The sequence below is a fragment of the Azospirillum sp. RU38E genome (assembly GCF_900188385.1).
Lineage (GTDB): Bacteria > Pseudomonadota > Alphaproteobacteria > Azospirillales > Azospirillaceae > Niveispirillum.
In genome coordinates, this window is the sequence record NZ_FZOI01000001.1 from 810,760 (window position 1) to 829,798 (window position 19,039).

A 19,039-nucleotide genomic window follows, 5' to 3' on the forward strand; every position below is an offset into this window, starting at 1 on the left:
CGAACCATTCCTCCTCCACATATTTCAGAAATTTCTGAAAGTTGAGGAAATCATGAACCTGCCGCCAGTCATCCAGGCCTTTGTGCTGCATTTCGGGGAGATGGGCAGCCGATGGGGCATCAACCGCACGGTGGGGCAGATTTATGCCCTGCTCTATGTCTCCCCGGAACCGCTCTGTGCCGATGACATGGTGGACCGGCTGGGCATGTCGCGCTCCAACGTCTCCATGGGGTTGAAGGAGCTGCAATCCTGGAATCTCGTCCGGCTGATGCACAAGCCGGACGACCGCAAGGATTATTTCACCACACTGGGCGATATCTGGCAGATCGTCCGCACCCTGGTGGAAGAGCGCAAGAAGCGGGAGGTGGACCCCACCTTGTCGGTCTTGCGCGAACTGCTGATGCAAAACCCCGCCATGGCCGATGAACAGCACGCGCAGGACAAGATGCGCGAGATGTACGAGATGATCGAGATGCTGTGCGGCTGGTACGACGATGTGCGCCGGCTGGAAACGGATCGGCTGATCCAACTGCTCAGCCTGGGCGCCAAGGTGCAGAAAATCCTGGAGGTGAAGGACCGGCTGTTCGCCCTGCCGGGCGGCCGTTCGAAGGCATCTGCGGAAAAGGAGGGCTGAACCATGGACGCCCTGATCCTGGCCCGACTCCAGTTCGCGGCCAATATCTCCTTCCACATCCTGTTTCCCACCGTCACGATCGCGCTGGGCTGGGTGCTGCTGTTCTTCAAGCTGCGCTTCAACGCCACCGGCGATCAGAAATGGATGGATGCCTATTTCCAGTGGGTGAAGGTCTTTGCACTCACCTTCGCCCTGGGGGTGGTGTCCGGCATCACCATGAGCTTCCAGTTCGGTACCAACTGGCCGGGCTTCATGAAAACGGTCGGCAATATTGCCGGCCCGCTGCTGGCCTATGAGGTGCTGACAGCCTTCTTCATGGAGGCGACCTTCATCGCCGTGATGTTGTTCGGCTTTCGCCGGGTGCCCAACTGGCTGCACACCACGGCGACATTCCTGGTCGCCTTTGGCACCACCGTGTCGGCCTTCTGGATCATCGCGCTGAATAGCTGGATGCATACCCCGGTCGGGTTTGAAATGCGCGACGGTGTGGCCCATGCCACCGACTGGCTGGCGATCATCTTCAACCCCTCCATGCCCTATCGGCTGGTGCATATGCTGCTGGCCTCCGGCCTGACGGCGGCCTTTCTGGTGGCGGGCGTATCGGCCTGGCGCTGGCTGAAGGGGGACCGGGCACCCGCCGTGCTGGCCGCATTGCGCACCGGTGTCTATGCCGCCGCCGCCCTGATCCCGCTGCAGATCCTGGCCGGCGATATGCACGGGCTGAACACGCTGGAACATCAGCCCGCCAAGATCGCCGCCATGGAAGGCCATTGGGAAACGGGCGGACATGTGCCGCTGCTGCTGTTCGCCCTGCCCGACGAAAAGGCGCGCACCAACCATTTCGAACTGGGCATCCCGTCCGGTGCCAGCCTGATCCTGCGCCATGATCCCGCCGGTGTGATCCAGGGGCTGAATGATTTCGACGGCAAGCACCCGCCGGTGGCCCCCGTCTTCTTCTCCTTCCGCGTCATGGTCGGCACCGGCATGGCCATGCTGGCCGTCTCCTGGGCGGGGGTCTGGATGCTGCGGCGGCGCGGTCAGCCCCCTATCTGGTTGGCCCGTGCCCTGGTGGGGATGAGTTTTTCCGGCTGGGTGGCCACGCTGGCGGGCTGGTATGTGACGGAGATCGGGCGTCAGCCCTGGCTGGTGACCGGCGTGCTGCGCGCCGCCGATGCGGCGGGGGCCGTGCCTGCCAGTTCCATCGGCCTGTCGCTGGCGCTGTACCTGGCCCTCTATGCCGGGCTGCTGGTCGCCTACATCACCGTAATCTTCAAGCTGGCCGGCAAGGCTGTGAAAGCTGGCAAGCAGGCCGCGCTGAACGGTCCCGCCTTGCCGCAGGCCGCCGGTTGAGCAGGGAAGGAAACAAGATATGACCGACCTTATCATGGCCAATGCAGCCCACTGGCTGCCCATCGCCTTTGCCGCCCTGATGGGTATCGCCATCCTGGCCTATGTCATCCTGGATGGGTACGATCTGGGTGTGGGCATCCTGATGGCCGATGCCGATGATGCTGAACGCGACCGGATGATTGCCAGCATCGGCCCCTTCTGGGATGCTAATGAAACCTGGCTGGTGCTGGCGGTGGGCCTGCTGCTGGTCGCCTTTCCGCTGGCCCATGGCATGATCCTGGGGGCGCTGTACCTGCCGGTATTGGCCCTGCTGCTGGGCTTGATCATGCGCGGCGTCAGTTTTGAATTCCGCGCCAAGACGGACGGGTTGCACCGGGTCTGGTGGAACCGGGCCTTTGTCGCCGGGTCGCTGCTGGCCGCCTTGTCACAGGGCTATATGCTGGGTGTCTATATTCTGGGGCTGCAGACCGGCTGGGCCGCCATGGCCTTTGGTCTGTTGACGGGGGTTTGCCTGACGGCGGCCTATGGTTTCATTGGGGCGGCCTGGCTGGTGCTGAAAACCGATGGCGCGTTGCAGGCCAAGGCGGCAGCGCGCTGCCGCAGCCTGTTGTGGTTGGCGGCGCTGGGCATGGTGGCCATCTCCGTCGTCACCCCGCTGGTCAGCGACCGTATCGCCGCCAAATGGTTCGACCTGCCGCAATTCTTCCTGCTGGCGCCGATTCCACTGGTGGCGGTGGGGCTGTTCGTGGCCGTCTGGTTGGCCCTGCGCCACCTGCCGGCGGCGGATGATCGCTGGTGCTGGGTGCCGTTCGCCGGGGCCATCGGCATCTTCACCCTGGGTTTCCACGGGCTGGCCTATAGTTTCTATCCGTTCGTGGTGCCGGAGAAGCTGACCGTGTGGGACGCAGCAGCGGCGCCGGAAAGCCTGATGGTGATCTTCATCGGGGCCTGCGTCGTGCTGCCGGTCATTCTGGGCTACACGGTCTTCGCCTATCGGGTGTTCCGGGGCAAGGCGGGGGAATTGCGGTACGATTAAGGGCTTAAGCCCCGGTGGGAAGAACCTACCGGGGCTTGCTGTCACCCCGCCGGATGGCGCGGTGTTGGCCGCCAGTCCGGCGGGGCCAGTTCGAACTGGCTGAACTCAAAGGCGGGGGCCACGGTGCAGCCCACCAGGGTCCAGGCCCCCAGGCTGACCGCCGTTTGCCATTGGTTGGCCGGCACCACGATCTGCGGGCGCTGGCCGGCCAGCAGGTCATTGCCCAGATGATAGGCCGCCGCATCATGCCCGTTGGGGGAGATGGTCAGTACCAAGGGCGCCCCGGCATAATAATGCCAGACCTCATCCGCGTCCTTCACCCGGTGCCAATGGGAATAATCCCCCGCCGCCAGCAGGAAATAGATGGCGGTATGGGCGCCACGCCCGCCATCGGGCGGCTGGTGGCGCCAGGTTTCCACATAATGGCCGCCTTCCGGATGGGGACGCATCCCCAGCCGGTCGATGATCTGTTGGGCGCTTAGCGTCTGGTCCATCTTCACTCCGTCGGGGGTTCGGTGGCCAGGAAGCTGGGCCGCTTGGCCGCCGCCTCAAACCAGCGGGCCAATGTCGGGTGGCCGGGACGCCAGGGTTCATGGCCGAAACGGAAATCCAGATAGGCCATGGCCGACAGCACGGCCAGCCCCCCGATGGTGGGGGCATCGGGGGGCGGCAGGTCGCCCGCCTCCTCCTCCAGCCGGTCAAAGGCGCGCACCATGGCGGCGCGCTGGCGGCTGTCCCAGTCGGCGGAGCGCAGCGATTCCGGCCGCAGCGATTCCATGCGGCGCAGTACGGCGGCATCACAGATGCCATCACCCAGCGCCTGTTGACGCAGGGCGATCCAGCGATCCTTCCCCGCCCCCGGCGGCAGCAGCTTGCGGCCCCCATGCAGGCTGTCCAGATATTCGGCGATCACCGGGCTGTCGAACAGCACCATGCCATCTTCGGTCAGCAGGGTCGGGATCTTGGCCAGCGGATTTTCCCGCACGATGGGATTGTCCGGCCCCCAGACATTGACGGGGCATAGCTCAATACGGTCGGCCAGCCCGGTTTCATGCGCCACCATCAATACCTTGCGGACATAGGGGGAGGTCTGGCTGTAACGCAGTTTCATCACGATGATGCATCCCGGTCGGGGTGGGGGAGAGAGAGGAGGGGGAAAGGCAATGGATCAGCCGCGGAAATGATCCTTCCGTTGGCGGATCTCGGCGAAGACGGCAACGGGGTCGGCCCCGGCCAGCCCGATGGCGGCGGCCAGGGCCGCATCATCGGCGCGCAGGAACGGGTTGGCCGCCTTTTCCAGCCCCAGGCGTGACGGCACGGTGGGCCGGTTGGCGGCACGGGATCGGGCCACCTGATCCGCCATCAGGGCCAGCGACGGGTTATCCGGATCGATGAACAGGGCAAAGCGCAGGTTGCTGGCTGTGTATTCATGGCCGCAATGGACCATGGTGTCGTCCGGCAGGGCGCGCAGCTTCAACAGGCTGTGCCACATCTGCGCCGGCGTGCCCTCAAACAGGCGGCCACAGCCGAGGGAGAACAGCGTATCGCCGCTGAACAGCAGGCCAGCCGGTTCCAGATAAAAGGCGACATGGCCGCGCGTATGGCCCGGTGTGTCGAACACGGTGACGGTCTGGCTGCCCAGGGTGAACCGGTCGCCATCACCATAGGTTTCGGCCATGTCGGGGATACGGTCGATCTCCGCCCGCGGCCCGATCAGGGTGGCGTGCGACCAGGCCATCAGCCCGGCATTGCCGCCAATATGGTCACCATGGTGATGGGTGTTCAGGATATGGGTCAGGTGCCAGCCGCGTTCTTCCAGAAAGGCCTGTACCGGCGCGGCCTCACCGGGATCAACAATGGCCGTCACCCCGGCGGCCGCATCGTGCCACAGATGGACGTAATTATCGTTCAATACCGGGATGACGTGGATTTCAACCATCGGCCCCATTCCCTTACCAGCGTGGATAGTGGGAAGGATGCCGTGTTCCGTCACCAGCGGCAAACAGACAATCCTGGGCTGCGGTAAGGCGTTAGGGCTTTTCGTCGCGCTTCGTCAGGCGGCGGATGGTGTCTACGGCGGCGCTGGCGGCGTGCAGTGTCAGCGTGAACAGGCGATTCAATACGGCAATCTCACCGCTGTATATCTGCTGCAAGGCGGGCCGCAGCGATACCACCGTGCCGGCCGCCAGCCCGTGGAAGCGCTTGGCGGCATCCAGCCAGAGCGGGCTGGCCAGCCAGGACAGCGCGATCACCGTCACGGCCAACTGATAGCCCTGCGGATCGATGGCAGCGATGGACAGGCCGGCGGCGGCCAGCACGAAGCTGAATTCCCCCAGCGATCCCATGATCACCCCGGCGGGGAAGGCGCGTTCCCAGGGTTCACCCAGAAAATGCAGCGTGCCGACATTGATGGCCGTCTTCACCAGCGTCACCACGAACAGCAGCAGCAGCACTTCCCCCAGATGGTCCCAGACATAACGCAGGTCGATCAGCAGCCCGATGGACAGGAAGAACACCACCACCAGCACCGACTGAATCGGGTGGGTGGCGCGCAGGGCCAGGGTGCGCCCGTCGGAATTGCCCAGTGCAAAGCCGGCCATGAAGGCACCGAACGCAGTGGACAGGCCCAGCAGGCCGGTCAGCGCCGCCATGGTGAAGCAGAGCGCCAGGGCTGCCAGCGGCACCACATCATGGTTGCGGCGGAACCAGGCGCCATAGGGCACGATCAGCCGTTCCCGCCGCGACAGGAACCAGACCAGCCCACCCAGGGCGGCGACGGCAGCACCCAGTTTCAGGAAGATGGCGATATCCAGCCCGGCCCCGCTGCCCATGCCATTGGTGATCAGCAGCAACGGCACGAAGGCCAGATCCTGCGCGATCAGCACACCAATGGTGACGCGGCCCGTCTCCGTCTTCAGCTCACCAATATCGTCCAGCATCTTGATGGCGACCGCCGTGCCGGACAGGGCGACGATGAAGCCGAAGACGATGGATCGTTCCATCGGCCAGCCCAGGATCAACCCGGCGAGCGCCGTGACGGCCAGCGACAGGCCCACCTGTCCCGCCACGGCCAGCAAAGCCACCCGCCAGACGGCCTGAAACGCCTTGACCGACAATTCCATGCCGACCAGAAACAGCAGCATCAGCACGCCCAGGTCCGCCAGGGTACGGATACTGTCCGACTGGCTGACCAGCCCGAACCCGCCCGGCCCCAGCACGATGCCGGCCACGATATAACCGACGATGGAGGGCTGTTTCAGCCGCGACAGCACCAGCCCACACAACAGGGCCACAGAGGTGACGATGGCGATGCCGGTAATATCGACGTGATGTTCCAAGCGCGGGGTCCGGGCTGGGGGAGGGGGGCCTCTACCGCAATACCGGCGAAGGCGCGGACTGGTTGGCTAAGCCAACGAATGAGCATCTTGTTGCCTCCCCCGCGAAAGCGGGGGTCCAGGGGCCAAGGCACCGACGCATTATCCCTGCGGCCCTGGACCCCCGCTTTCGCGGGGGAGGCACGTTTGGGCAGGGGGGCAGCTTAATGTCTGATATCAATCGGCTTCATGAAGGCGGCAGGCTGTAAATAACCCCCCCCTCACAAACTGAACCGTTCACCCAGATAAACCCGGCGCACATCCTTGTGGGCGACGATTTCTGACGGCTTGCCTTCCATCAGCACCACGCCATCATGCAGGATATAGGCGCGGTCGACGATATCCAGCGTTTCGCGCACATTATGGTCGGTGATCAGCACGCCGATGCCGCGTTCGCGCAGGTGGCTGACCAGTTCGCGGATATCATTCACCGCAATCGGGTCCACGCCGGCGAACGGTTCATCCAGCAGGATGAAATGCGGGTTGCTGGCCAGGGCGCGGGCGATTTCGGCGCGGCGACGTTCGCCACCCGACAGGGCCAGCGCCGGGGTACGGCGCAGATGGGTGATGGAGAATTCGGCCAGCAGCTCATCCAGCCGCTGCTCGCGCACATCGCGGTCGGGCTCCACCACCTCCAGCACGGCGCGGATATTGGCCTCCACCGACAGACCGCGGAAAATGCTGGCTTCCTGCGGCAGATAGCCGATGCCCATGCGGGCGCGGCGATACATGGGCAGGTCGGTCATGCCCAACCCATCCAGGGTGATGCTGCCGTAATCGGGCAGGATCAGGCCGGTGATGATGTAAAAGCAGGTGGTCTTGCCGGCACCGTTCGGCCCCAGCAGGCCCACGGCCTCCCCGCGCTGCACCGACAGGCTGATATCGCGCAGCACCGGCCGGCCCTTATAGGACTTGCCGATATTGCTGGCGACCAGACCGGCATTATCCGCCACCAGATGCGGGCCCTTGGGGGCTTCCCCGTTGGGCGTGGTCGTCTGGGTCTGCTTGCTCGCACGGCTCATGGCTTCTTGCTCCCTTGGCCGGGTTGCGTCTGCTGCCCGCTTGGCGGCGGGGTGGCGGGTTGCTGCGGTTGACCGCCCCGGCCCTGGCTGTCCGGGATGAAAAGACCCCGGACGCGGCCATCGCCGGTTGGCTGCTGCGTCCCCCCTTGTACGGGGGAACCGCCCGGAACCTGCGACAACATCCGGCTGACACCGGATTTCAGGTCCACCTGGGCGGCCGGGCCGTTCAACTGGTTCTGGCCGCGTGTGACCTTCACATTGCCGGTCAGCAGCGCCATTTCCGTATCCAGGTCATAGGTGCCCTTGTCGCCGCGCGCCACCTCCTGCGGGGTGGTGATGACGACATTGCCGGTGGCATCCACCCGGCTCAGGCTCTGTTTGTCCTGCTTGTCCGTGGTCAGCAGCCCGACCAGACGGTCGGCGCGGACCCGGTTATTCTCCCGGATGGCCACGGCATTGCCCCGCGCCACCGTCAGATTCTCCGTGCGCCAATATTCCAGGGAATCGGTGGCGGTGACGGTATCCTGCTCTGTGACCAGCCGCAGCCCTTCGCCGGTCAGCACGGCGACGGAGCGATCCAGATCATAGATGCCGCGCGTGCCATAGGCGCTCTGGCTCTGCCCATGCAGCTCCACATTTCCTTCGGCCAGCAGGCGGTAAATCTCATTCGTGCCCTGGGCATTCTTGCGGAAATAGGCGGCCAGGGTCTGGGCCTTCAAGGTCATGTCGCCCTGGGTGGCGGTGGCACCGCCGCGCGCGATGGCGACATTTTCCTTCTCATGGAATTCAAACCCGCCGGGGGCCACCACATCGATCGGCTTTTCCCCACCCATTTCCAGCGATGGGCTCTGTGCCGGCACGGGACGGCCGATCACCAGGGCCAGACCGATGGCGGTGATGGCAAGCGGGCGGCGCCAGCGGCGGAAATGCTCGTTCATCATGCTCATGGCGCCGTTCCTTCCGGCTTGTTCTTGTCACCGCCCGCCGCCATGGCACGCAGGCGCGCGGCCCCGGTGAAGACCAGCACATCACCATCCTGCAGCACGCGGAAGCCCCCGGCTTCCACCATGCCCAGCGGGCCCTGGCCTTCCACCGGCTTGTTGCCCCAGGCGATACCCTTGTCCACGTCCAGGGCCGCCTCGTTGGTACGGAACTCATACCCGGCGCCATGGAAGATGGAGACCTTGCCCTGCAGGGTCAGCACATTCTTGTCCTGATCATAATGGCCGCTGTCGGCGGCCATGGACAGCCAGTCGCCGCCCTTCATGGTGATATCGGCTTCCGGTGCGCTGAGGTCGACCTGCGAGCCGGTATCGCCCAACTGCATCACCCGGTCGGCGCGGATTTCGAAGGGGCGGTCGGTGGTGTCCGTGCCCAGATAGCGGGCCTTGGTCATTTCCAGATCACCCTGATCCGGCCCCGCCTTGCTGCCATCGCCCGAACCGCCGAACAGCGGCCAGATGACGATCAGCAGCAAGACCAGCCCCGCCACCACCGGCAATGCCACCCGGGCGGTACGCACCACGCGGGTATGGGCGAAGGGATCGCGCGTGCCATTGCCGCCCCGGCCGGGGCCCGGCTGGGCTTCGCGCGGCCGGATCGCACCGGCTGGGGTGGGGGGAGGGGTGGTCATGGGTGTCAGGAATACTCGATATTGATGAAAGAACGACGGGCACAGCAAAAACGGATCGGGCGTGGTTTCAGAGATAAACTCACGCCCTTCCCAGGTCTTGCCCGTTCTTGACGGCAATTCTGTGACGGGACGCACAGGTCAGGCCTGCCATCCCGTCCTGCTGCAAAAAATCAATGGGCGAAAATATCCGGCTCGTCCCAGCCCAGCAGATCAAGCTGGCCACGGGCGGGCAGGAAATCAAAGCAGGCCTGCGCCAGTTCGCGCCGGCCTTCGCGTGCCAGCAGCGCATCCAGCTTTTCCTTGATGGCGTGCAGGTACAGTACGTCGGAGGCAGCGTATTTCAACTGCTCCTCATTCAGCTCATCCGCACCCCAGTCGCTGGATTGCTGCTGCTTGGACAGCTCCACGCCTGTCAGTTCCTTGCACAGATCCTTCAATCCATGCCGGTCGGTGGAGGTGCGGACCAGCTTGGAGACGATCTTGGTGCAATAGATGGGCTGGCAGACAATGCCCAGCCCATGGCGCAGCACCGCCACATCGAAACGGGCGAAATGGAACAGCTTCAGCGTATTGGTATCCGACAGCAGCCGGGCCAGATTGGGGGCGCTTTTCTGGCCCCGGCGGATCTGCACCAGATGGGCATTGCCATCACCGCCCGACAGCTGCACCAGGCACAGCCGGTCGCGGATTGGGTTCAGGCCCATGGTTTCGGTATCGACCGCCACCACCGGGCCCAGATCCAGACCGGCGGGCAAATCACCATCATAAAGATCGATCGACATCGGACCCTTGTTCCTGAGCCATGAATTGAATGCGGAAATGCGGATCATTTATCCGCTGTGCCGTGCCCCGCCACAAGGGCCGATGCCGCAAGGGTCGGATGAGCAGCAGGCGGGCGTGAAAGCCAGGCCCGGAAACGCAACAGGCCGCCGGAAGAACCGGCGGCCTGTTGAGCGTTACATGCGGATGGTGCCCAGAAGAAGACTCGAACTTCCACACCTTGCGGTACAGGTACCTGAAACCTGCGCGTCTACCAATTCCGCCATCTGGGCGTTTCCCGCTGCGCCGTCTGCCGTTTGTGGCGGCCGCCGTCGCGTCGTGGAGGGGGCTTTTAATGGTCGGCGCCGTGGGCGTCAACAGCTATTTTCAGGGGATGAAGATTTTTTCCGACGGGCATAGGGCGGGGCCGGAAACGCAACAGGCCGCCGGAAGAACCGGCGGCCTGTTGAGCGTTACATGCGGATGGTGCCCAGAAGAAGACTCGAACTTCCACACCTTGCGGTACAGGTACCTGAAACCTGCGCGTCTACCAATTCCGCCATCTGGGCGTTTCCCGCTGCGCCGTCTGCCGTTTGTGGCGGCCGCCGTCGCATCGTGGAGGGGGCTTTTAGAGAGGTATCCGCCCCCTGTCAACAGGCATTTTCATTTTTTATCGCCGGCCCTTGCGTGCAATGCGGCAGGGCGCTGCAGCGGCTGTGCTTTCACACTCGACTGCCCTTGCGCTATAACCAGCAGGTGAGCGCGCGGGGTATCCCATTAGATCCCCGTCGTACCCCCCTTATTTGGCCTTCTCGGCCGCGTTTCCTAAATGTTGGAGAATGTGTGATGGGCAATCGGTACAGCAACGCCGTGGTGTTTGGTGGCTCGGGCTTCATCGGCCGCTACATCGTCCGCCGCCTTGCCAAGACCGGCGCCCGCGTGGTGGTGCCGTCGCGCCATCCGGGGCAGGCGGCATATCTGCGTTCCGCAGGTGATGTCGGTCAGGTGCTGCCGATCGCCATTGATATCAATGATGACCAGTCGGTGGCCACGGCCGTGGCCGGTGCCGATCTGGTGGTGAACCTGATCGGCATTCTGGCCCCCAGCGGCCGCAACAGCTTTGATGCCGTGCAGCATCAGGCCGCCGCCCGCATTGCCCGCGCCGCCAAGGCCGCCGGGGCCAAGCGCTTCGTCCAGGTCTCCGCCCTGGGGGCCGATGCCGGTTCCAATTCCAGCTATGCCCGCAGCAAGGCTGAAGGGGAAAAGGCCGTGCTGGCCGCCTTCCCGGAGGCCACCATCCTACGCCCGTCGGTGGTGTTCGGCCCGGATGACCAGTTCTTCAACCGGTTTGCCGCCATGGGGGCCGGTCTGCCCTGCCTGCCGCTGATTGGCGGTGGCCGCACCCTGATGCAGCCGGTCTATGTCGGTGATGTGGCCGACGCCGTGCTGGCGGCGGTGGAAGGGGAGGGGGCCCAGGGCCGCACCTATGAACTGGCCGGCCCCCGCCGCTACAGCTTCAAGGAACTGATGCAGTTCACGGTCAACCAGATCGGCCGCCCCAACAAGTGCATGATCTCGCTGGGCTTCGGCCTGTCCAGCCTGCTGGGCAGCTTCCTGCAGCTTCTGCCGGGCAAGCCGCTGACCGCCGATCAGGTGGAGTTGCTGAAGGTGGATAATGTGGCGGGCGGCACGCTGCCCGGTCTGGCCGATCTGGGGATCGAGGCCAAGGCGATCGAAGTGATCGTGCCGACATATCTGGACAAGTTCCGCATCGGTGGCCGTTTCACCCGGCCCAGCGATAAAGCCGCATCCTGATCGCGTCGATTACCCATTGATTGGGACGGTGACCCTCCCAATATACTGACACGTATGTCCAACATCCCGTGTCGAGGACACTTCAATGGTAAACGGACCCTATAATCCGTATGCGTCATCTGGGCGTGCAATGGACCAGGCACAGTTTGATGCCGGTCTGCGTACGCACATGCTGCGCGTCTATAACTACATGTGCTTGGCGTTGGCGATCACGGGTGTGACCGCTTTTGTGGGCTCCCAGATTCCAGCCCTGGTACAGTTGATCCATGGCACGCCGCTGAAATGGGTGGTGATGCTGGCCCCGCTGGCCTTCATCTTCTTCGGCTTCCGGCCGGATCGGATGTCGGCCTCGGCCCTGCGCACCTCACTCATGCTCTTCAGCGTGCTGATGGGCCTGTCGATGATGAGCATCTTCCTGGTCTTTACCGGGCAGAGCATCGCGCGGGTCTTCTTCATCACGGCTGCCATGTTCGCCGGCACCAGCCTGTGGGGTTACACCACCAAGGCTGACCTGTCGAAGATGGGCAGCTTCATGATGATGGGCCTGATCGGTATCGTCATTGCCGGTCTGGTGAATATCTTCGTCGGTTCCTCGGCGTTGCAGTTCGCCATCTCCATCATCGGTGTCATCGTCTTCACTGGCCTGACCGCCTGGGATACCCAGGCCATCAAGGAAGGCTATGCCTCCTCCTATGGTGATGAGGCCAATAGCCGGATGGCGGTGATGGGTGCGCTGTCGCTGTACCTGAACTTCATCAACCTGTTTCAGATGCTGCTGTCTCTGATGGGCCAGCGCAACGACTAAGGGTTCCGGGTGCCGTCTGGCCCCTGCTGATGAAGTGTTCGAGCCGCCCGGAACAGACCCTGTTCCGGGCGGTTTCGTTTTGGGCGGCTATTTTGGGAATAGAGAAGGCTGGTCCCTAGCCGGCTGCGTTCAAGCGGACAATAGCCGGCCAGAAAGACCCTCACGCCCGTTTAGAAATTATAGTTGGCGCGGATGCCGAAATAGCGCCGCGAGTTGCGGGAAAGTACCTGGCCAACCGCCGTCGGCGGACCGCCGACCAGCCCGCTGACGTTTGACGCATAGTGCTTGTCGAACAGGTTGTTGACGAACAGGGTGATGCGATAGGCATCCCCCGCACCCTTGATGCCGATGCTGCCGTTGAAAATGCCATAGGCCTTCTGGACATAGAGCGGGTTCTGGGTCAGATCGAAATTGACCTTGCTCTGATAGCGATAATCCAGCGTCACAAAGCCATCGAACGGCAGCGATTCCAGGGCAATGTCATAGGCGGCAGAGGTGTTGAACATGAATTTCGGGGCATTGGCCAGCGGTTTGCCCGCCAGATCCTGCGCCGTGGCGGTGCCGGGCCCGGCGCCATCGATGTCAAAGCACCCCTGTGCCGCCGTCTGACCGGTAAAGCAGTTGGCGAACGGATATTCACGCACCTTGGCGTCAAGGTAGGTGGCGGAGAAGTCAAAGGAAAGCGCCTGCGTTGGCTTTGTCTGAACTTCGACCTCAACGCCGCGGGTGCGCAGCTTGCCGACATTATTGAGCTGCAGGACAACCGACAGGTCAGGCTGAACCACACCCGATTGTGATTGGTAATTATCGTAGTCCGTCCAGAAGCCGGTGACGTTCAACTGCACCCGGTTGGACAGGAAGCGGCTTTTCAGGCCCAGCTCATAGGCGTTTGAGGTTTCCGGCTTGACCGGGTTGGCCGCACGCGACGGCGTGAAGCCGGACGATACGTCATAGCCCTGCCCCTTATAGCCGGTGGCGAAGGATGCATAGACCATCATCCGCTCGGCCAGATCCTGGCGGAGCGCGATCTTGCCCGTCACATGGTTGTCAGACGCGTCGCCGGAGCAGGTGGTCAGGCAGATCGCATTGTTGGCGGGGGCGACCGCCGGGCGGTTCAGCCGCTGGAAGTCGACATCGATCTTTTCATGATTGTAGCGGATGCCCCCATCAAGATGGGTCTTTTCCGCCAGATCATAGGTTGCCTGTGCGAAGGCCGCCATGGTCTTGGTGCTGGTGGCCGACGTCCAGGCGGCCAGCAACGGGCCGGCAGGACCACGATCAAAGGAACGATCGGTCTTACCATCCGCATAAAAGGCCCCCAGAATATATTGGAAGCGCGAGGGGGCGGTCGAGATCAGGCGCAGTTCCTGGGTAAAGAACTTCGTATCATAGGGGCTGACCTGCACCAGCCCGGTGGGCGAGTTGAAAACAGGCAAATTCAACTGATCGACATCGTCCATCGTATCCAGCCCCCATTTCTGGTAGCTGGTCACGGAAACCAGATCGACATCACCCAGGTCGATGACCGCCCGCCCGCTGAAGTTGGTCGCCTTTGCCTTGGCAAGGCCATCATAATTCTGGTTCACGGCATAGTTGTTCGGTCCAACATTGAGGTTGGTCGAGTTGGCTGTCAGTGACGCGCCGAACACCACGCTGCCAGGCTGGAAGCTGCGCGCGGTCCGGGGCGTGGAATTGGCATCTGTCTGGGAATGTTCGGCGGAAAGGTTGACCGTCACCCGTTCAGAAAGATCGGCCACCAACTTGCCGCGAAGACCCCAGCTTTCATCGGCGCCCAAGTAATTGCCGGTCGCCTGATTCTTCACATGGCCGCGCAAGTCGCTGTAAAAGCCATTGACCCGGACGCCGACACCCTCTGCGATCGGCCCGGAAAGCCCCGCTTCGATGCGATAGGCATCATCCGTGGTCGCCGAGGCGCCAATCCGGCCGGTGAAATGATCGGACGGGGCGCGGGTGACAATGCTGACGACGCCGGCCGAGGCGTTCTTGCCGAACAGGGTGCCCTGCGGTCCCCGCAGAACCTCGATCCGCTCAATATCGCTCAATGTGGTGAAGGCCTGGCCCTGGTTCAGGATCGGCACATCATCGACCACAACCGCCACCGCAGGTTCCACCCCGGTGCTGAAGGCCGAGGTGCCGATGCCGCGCAGGTTGATGCTGTTGCCGGTGCGCTGGGTGCCCTGCGTGATGGTCAGGCCGGGGGCAACCTGTGACAGATTTTCAAACTGGGTGATGCCCTTGGTGACAATTGCATCGGCCGACAGTGCGGTCACCGAAACCGGAACCGATTGCAGGTTCTGTTCACGCTTTTGCGCGGTCACCACGATTTCTTCCAGGACCGCGTCCTGCGACTCCTGTGCATAGGCGGTCTGGCTGAGCGCCAAAGCAGACAGGCTGACGACCAAACCGGATATCTTGAGCATTGAGTCCTCCCTTATTATCTGGATTGGACAGACCAATCTCACAAATTGGCGATCCACACAATCTAGAATCCATCATGCCACATCTAAGTCCAAATATAATAATATTTATAATATGATGTGATGGAGAAGTGTCGCCGATACATGGGATCGCTCAAACTGATAAGTCAGGGAGTGCGCCTAAAAACGGGGCAGCGCAAGGTGATTTTGGACGATACTCGTTTTGGGGTGGTGCCATTTGGTCTTGCCTTTTGGTAAGGCCAAATGGCAGATATTGGTGTGTAATGGGCGCGTCGGTTGGGGCAACCGTGGCCGTGGGGCCAAAGGCAAGACCAAGAACAACATCGCCATTCGGGCAGATCATGGGTGACGTGGTGGTCGTTGGGGCATCGCCTGTGTGGTGCTGCCCTGACCGGACACGGGCTTCCCATTTCCGCTCGGGGCCAATGGTTGGGGAGAGGAACGCAGATGCGGGTCGGTTCGATTATCGGGTTGGTGCTGGCGTCAGTATGGATTGCGTTGCCGGCAGCAGCACAACAGGGCGCTCAGCCAATGGCGGCGGGCGATGCGGTGCCGATTGATGGCGGCCTTGTCACCGGTCGGGCACTTCCCTCTGGCGTCACCGCCTATCTGGGGATGCCTTATGCCGCACCGCCGGTGCGTGAACTGCGCTGGCACGAGCCCCAGCCGGTGGCGCCATGGCAAGGGGTGCTGGCGGCGGATAAATTTGCCCCGCAATGCATTCAACCGCTCCGCGATGCGACCTCCAACCATTATGCCGGTGTGGAAGTCAGCTCCGAAGATTGCCTTTATCTCAATGTCTGGACCCGGCCCGATCTGAAAAAGGCCCCCGTCATCGTCTATATCCATGGCGGCGCGTTCTTTGTCGGGGCGGGCAGCAATGACATTTATCGGGGCGAGGCGGTCAGCCAGGAGGGGGCCGTTTTCGTCAATATGAATTACCGGCTTGGCCCTTTGGGCTTTCTCGCCCTGCCGGAGCTGAGTGCTGAATCTCCCCGACGGGCCTCGGGGAATTATGGCTTCATGGACCAGATTGCCGCCCTGGAATGGGTGAAACGCAACATTGCCCGTTTCGGTGGCGATCCGGACAATGTCACCATCGCCGGCCAGTCCGCCGGTTCCATGTCCGTGCTGGCGTTGCAGGCCAGCCCGCTTGCCAAAGGGCTGTTCCATCGCGCCGTCGGCATGAGCGGGGCCGCGATCGGTGGGCCCATCAAGATGCCCTCGCTGCTGCAGGCCGAACAGGATGGCGAAAAGCTGAAGGCGGGCTGGAAGGCCCAGGATCTGAAGCATTTAAGGGCTCTGCCGGCAGACAGGCTGGTGGTGCCGCGTGTGCCCAACGGGCCCACCACCGGCCCGACGATCGATGGCTATGTCCTGCCCGTGCCGATTCCGGAGAGCTTTGCGCGCAAGGAACAGGCCGATGTGCCGCTGCTGGTGGGTTTCACCCATGATGAATCCTTTGGCGGCCTGGGGCCGGTCAGCGGCCTGGCGGATTTTCAGGCCAAGGCCAAGGCCCGTTTCGGGGCCAATACAGAGCGGTTCCTGAAGCTCTATCCCGCGCAAACGGATGCTGACGCGCAGGCTCAGGCCCGCGCGGCTGATCGGGATGCCACGATGGCGATCAGCATGTTGACCTGGGCCAACCTGCAACAGGCCAATGGGCGGGCCCCGGTTTTCTCCTATCAATTTTCACGGCCGCATAGCTATGCGCCGAACGCCACATTCTCCGATCTCAATCCCGCCACCGCCGGGGCTTACCACACATCGGAAGTGCCCTTCTGGTTGGGAACGCTGGACAGTTTCAATCGCTTCCGTCCGACGCGCAACTGGGGGCTGGCGGATTATGCGATCAGCAAAACGATGACCCGGTCCCTGGTGGCCTTTGCCCGGACGGGAAATCCGGACACCAGCGAACTGACCTGGCCCCGGTTCACGCCCAAGCGGCCGAAATTGCTGGAGTTCGGTCAGACGGTAAAGACAGCACCCTGGCCCGATCAGCAGAAATTTGATTTCTTTACCGAGATGATGTCGCTGCCGGTGCGGCCACCATCACCGGCGGATTGATGTGAAAGGGGCGTCGCGGCTCTCTCTCAAGGGGTATGGTCCCGGCCCGTTGGTATCATGGAACGGTCCGGGCCTTGGTCTGGCGATCCTGCGCGACAATATCATTCCGGGGTTGGGATGATTGGGCCGCGACAGGAGAGAGCGTGCCGCAGAATACCGAACAGGAAAGGCTGGACCGCTGCTTTTCAAGGGTTGAGCGGGATTTGCCCGGCTGGGTCGCCCGTCCCTTGGCGTGGCTGCGCCGTCCGGGTGGGCGCTGGCTGCGCATCCCCATGGCGCTGCTGCTGATTGCTGGCGGCTGCCTGTGGTTTCTGCCGGTGCTGGGCCTTTGGATGCTGCCGCTGGGGATTGCCCTGCTGGCATTTGAAATCCCGCCTTTGCAAAGGCCGGTTTCCCGCCTGATCATCTGGGGGGAGCGGAAATGGCGGCGCCGGCAGCGCCGGCGGCGGGGGTGAGTTTTACGGCTGCCGCCGTGCCTTCACCCCATCCAGAATCGACCGCAACATGGTCTCCCTGGATGAGATGTCGTTGAATCGGGCCTTGGCTTTCAGCCGCTGCCCCGCCCGCCATGCCGGGTCATCGGCCCAGCGGCGGGCCAGGGGGGCGAAGTCGCTGTAATCGGACAGATGGAAATCCGGGCCGATCACCGTGGCCACATCGCCGATGGGCAGGCCATAGGCCGGCACGGCGCAGGATAGCGCAAAGGCCGCCGAACTGCCCCCGCCCAGGCGCGGCGGATTGAGATAGAGATCGGCAAGCGGCAGGATGGACATCACATCCTCATCATAGCCATGCCGGCGCGACCGTGCCGCCAGGGATGGCAAGCGCGCCGCCCAATCATCGTCCGCCAGCGGACCGACAAACAGGAAGAACAGGCGCGGTTCCTGCCGGATGGCCTGATCCAGGGCGTCGGCAAAGGCGGGTGTCACCTCCTGTGCCAGCCGCAGGCCGATGACCAGGGTGAGGATGGCATCCGCCGGCACGCCCAGATCGGCCCGGCTGCGCGTCTGCTGCGCGGGCGGTGGGGCATAGCTGTACTGGATGGGAATCACCCGCTCCGGCGTCAGCCCACCCATGGCCAATGCCGGTCCGTCGGCCGGCGTCAGGGGCCGGGGCAGGGCCAGAAAGCCCGGCTCGGCCAGGGGCATGTAACTGCCGAACGGGATGGCGACGACATCCAGCAGATCGCGGCAGAGATCGGCCACCGGGTTCATGGTGCCGAAAGCCATCACCATGTCCGGTCGCAAGTCACGGATATGGGCCAGGGTGGAGGCGGCCAGGGCGGGGCTGGTGAAACCGGGGGGCAGATGGCGGAACGGCACGGGCAGCCGGTTCACTGACAGACTGTCTAGCCCCTGCAATGCATCGTCGGCCATGCCCACCATGCCGCCCAGGAACGGCAATTTGGCGCTGACCGGTCCGTCCGCCGTGTTGATCAGCACGACGCGCCGGCCCAGGCGCAGCACCAGCGTTGACAGGAAATCGATGATATCCAGGGAGGGTTGGTGCATCCCCTGCATGAACTGACCGGTGATGACCAGCACCAGATCGCGTTCCCGTTCGGCACGGGGCAGGGGCGGCGGCACAGGGGTTTCCGCCCGGTAACGGGCCATGATCGCCTGCCAGAGCCGCCGCAGGGCCATGTCATGCGCCGGGGGGTCGGCCACGGGCAGCCGGTTGGACCAGCAGCCGAAAACCACCGCGCGCAACAGATAATCCGCCTGGGCCAGGCTGTGCGATGGTGTGGCGCTGGCCAGATCGGCGGCGGCGCCGTCCAGCGCTTGCGTGGTGGCGGCCCCGTCCTGCAACAGGTTGGCGCGCAGCAGCAGGGCCAGGGTCTGCGCCCGGCGATTCTCCGGCGCGGGCAGGGCTGCCAGCATCCGGGTCACCGGGGCCGGGTCGGCCCCTGCGGCCAGCGCTTCCCGCATCTGTTCCAGCAGTTGCTCGCATTGCCGCCACAGAGCGGCGTCGTAAAGCGGCTCTTCCACGCCACCCGCCAGGGCGTGGCCCAAGGCGGCGGCGTGATCGGCCAGCTTCTGATCCTGATCGCGCATCGGGTCGCTCCTAAGCTGATGCGGACAGGGG

Annotated in this window: 17 protein-coding genes and 2 tRNA genes; 7 read left to right on the forward strand and 12 right to left on the reverse strand. The window is 63.4% G+C overall.

Annotation, left to right across the window (positions count from 1 at the left end; genetic code table 11):
* Positions 1–52 precede the first annotated feature (52 nt).
* The 3 genes from CHB97_RS03475 to CHB97_RS03485 are packed head-to-tail and all read left to right on the forward strand — an operon-like array spanning position 53 to position 3,020.
* A complete protein-coding gene (locus tag CHB97_RS03475) occupies positions 53–634 on the forward strand; it encodes a GbsR/MarR family transcriptional regulator (RefSeq protein ID WP_089286511.1) in 582 nt (193 codons plus the stop codon).
* Positions 635–637: 3 nt separating this feature from the next.
* Positions 638–1,984: a cytochrome ubiquinol oxidase subunit I gene (locus CHB97_RS03480; RefSeq protein WP_089286512.1), complete on the forward strand. Its 1,347-nt coding sequence runs from the start codon at positions 638–640 to the stop codon at positions 1,982–1,984.
* A 19-nt stretch (positions 1,985–2,003) separates the two neighbouring features.
* A complete protein-coding gene (locus CHB97_RS03485; RefSeq protein WP_089286513.1) occupies positions 2,004–3,020 on the forward strand; it encodes a cytochrome d ubiquinol oxidase subunit II in 1,017 nt (338 codons plus the stop codon).
* Between the two features lie 41 nt (positions 3,021–3,061).
* On the opposite strand, the gene CHB97_RS03490 is transcribed toward CHB97_RS03485, so the two are convergent.
* From CHB97_RS03490 to CHB97_RS03535, 10 genes are all read right to left on the reverse strand, one after another.
* A complete protein-coding gene (locus CHB97_RS03490) occupies positions 3,062–3,514 on the reverse strand; it encodes a cupin domain-containing protein (protein ID WP_089286514.1) in 453 nt (150 codons plus the stop codon).
* A gap of 2 nt (positions 3,515–3,516) precedes the next feature.
* A complete protein-coding gene (locus CHB97_RS03495; protein ID WP_089286515.1) occupies positions 3,517–4,131 on the reverse strand; it encodes a glutathione S-transferase N-terminal domain-containing protein in 615 nt (204 codons plus the stop codon).
* A gap of 57 nt (positions 4,132–4,188) precedes the next feature.
* Positions 4,189–4,968 carry a hydroxyacylglutathione hydrolase gene (gloB, locus tag CHB97_RS03500; RefSeq protein ID WP_089286516.1) on the reverse strand — a complete coding sequence of 260 codons (780 nt, stop codon included), beginning with the start codon at positions 4,966–4,968 and terminating at the stop codon, positions 4,189–4,191.
* Between the two features lie 82 nt (positions 4,969–5,050).
* Entirely contained in the window at positions 5,051–6,358 is a 1,308-nt protein-coding gene (locus CHB97_RS03505; protein ID WP_089286517.1) for a cation:proton antiporter, read from the reverse strand.
* A 257-nt stretch (positions 6,359–6,615) separates the two neighbouring features.
* Positions 6,616–7,416 (reverse strand): LPS export ABC transporter ATP-binding protein, encoded by an 801-nt coding sequence (lptB, locus tag CHB97_RS03510; protein WP_089286518.1) that lies wholly within the window; start codon positions 7,414–7,416, stop codon positions 6,616–6,618.
* Complete coding sequence (locus tag CHB97_RS03515; RefSeq protein WP_089286519.1) at positions 7,413–8,363, reverse strand: LptA/OstA family protein; 951 nt, start codon at positions 8,361–8,363, stop codon at positions 7,413–7,415. Before CHB97_RS03515 ends, lptB begins: the two co-directional genes overlap by 4 nt.
* Positions 8,360–9,049 (reverse strand): LPS export ABC transporter periplasmic protein LptC, encoded by a 690-nt coding sequence (gene lptC / locus CHB97_RS03520; protein ID WP_089286520.1) that lies wholly within the window; start codon positions 9,047–9,049, stop codon positions 8,360–8,362. The genes CHB97_RS03515 and lptC overlap by 4 nt, the downstream gene beginning before the upstream one ends.
* Positions 9,050–9,219: 170 nt before the next feature.
* Positions 9,220–9,831, reverse strand: coding sequence for a ribonuclease D (locus tag CHB97_RS03525; RefSeq protein ID WP_089286521.1), 612 nt, complete (start codon positions 9,829–9,831; stop codon positions 9,220–9,222).
* 185 nt (positions 9,832–10,016) lie between these two features.
* A tRNA-Leu gene (locus CHB97_RS03530) sits at positions 10,017–10,101 on the reverse strand.
* 191 nt (positions 10,102–10,292) lie between these two features.
* Positions 10,293–10,377 (reverse strand) — tRNA-Leu (locus CHB97_RS03535).
* Positions 10,378–10,654: 277 nt separating this feature from the next.
* On the opposite strand from CHB97_RS03535, the gene CHB97_RS03540 reads away from it, so the two are divergent.
* Entirely contained in the window at positions 10,655–11,623 is a 969-nt protein-coding gene (locus CHB97_RS03540) for a complex I NDUFA9 subunit family protein (protein WP_089286522.1), read from the forward strand.
* A gap of 130 nt (positions 11,624–11,753) precedes the next feature.
* Positions 11,754–12,428, forward strand: coding sequence for a Bax inhibitor-1/YccA family protein (locus CHB97_RS03545; protein WP_244559367.1), 675 nt, complete (start codon positions 11,754–11,756; stop codon positions 12,426–12,428).
* Positions 12,429–12,598: 170 nt separating this feature from the next.
* Here the strand turns inward: CHB97_RS03545 and CHB97_RS03550 are convergent, their stop codons facing one another.
* Positions 12,599–14,869 (reverse strand): TonB-dependent receptor, encoded by a 2,271-nt coding sequence (locus CHB97_RS03550; RefSeq protein ID WP_089286524.1) that lies wholly within the window; start codon positions 14,867–14,869, stop codon positions 12,599–12,601.
* A gap of 465 nt (positions 14,870–15,334) precedes the next feature.
* On the opposite strand from CHB97_RS03550, the gene CHB97_RS03555 reads away from it, so the two are divergent.
* Positions 15,335–16,954: a carboxylesterase/lipase family protein gene (locus CHB97_RS03555; protein ID WP_089286525.1), complete on the forward strand. Its 1,620-nt coding sequence runs from the start codon at positions 15,335–15,337 to the stop codon at positions 16,952–16,954.
* 143 nt (positions 16,955–17,097) lie between these two features.
* On the forward strand, positions 17,098–17,409 hold the full coding sequence (locus tag CHB97_RS03560; protein WP_089286526.1) for a hypothetical protein: 312 nt from the start codon (positions 17,098–17,100) through the stop codon (positions 17,407–17,409).
* A 3-nt stretch (positions 17,410–17,412) separates the two neighbouring features.
* On the opposite strand, the gene CHB97_RS03565 is transcribed toward CHB97_RS03560, so the two are convergent.
* On the reverse strand, positions 17,413–19,008 hold the full coding sequence (locus CHB97_RS03565; RefSeq protein WP_089286527.1) for a glycosyltransferase family 1 protein: 1,596 nt from the start codon (positions 19,006–19,008) through the stop codon (positions 17,413–17,415).
* Positions 19,009–19,039 lie beyond the last annotated feature (31 nt).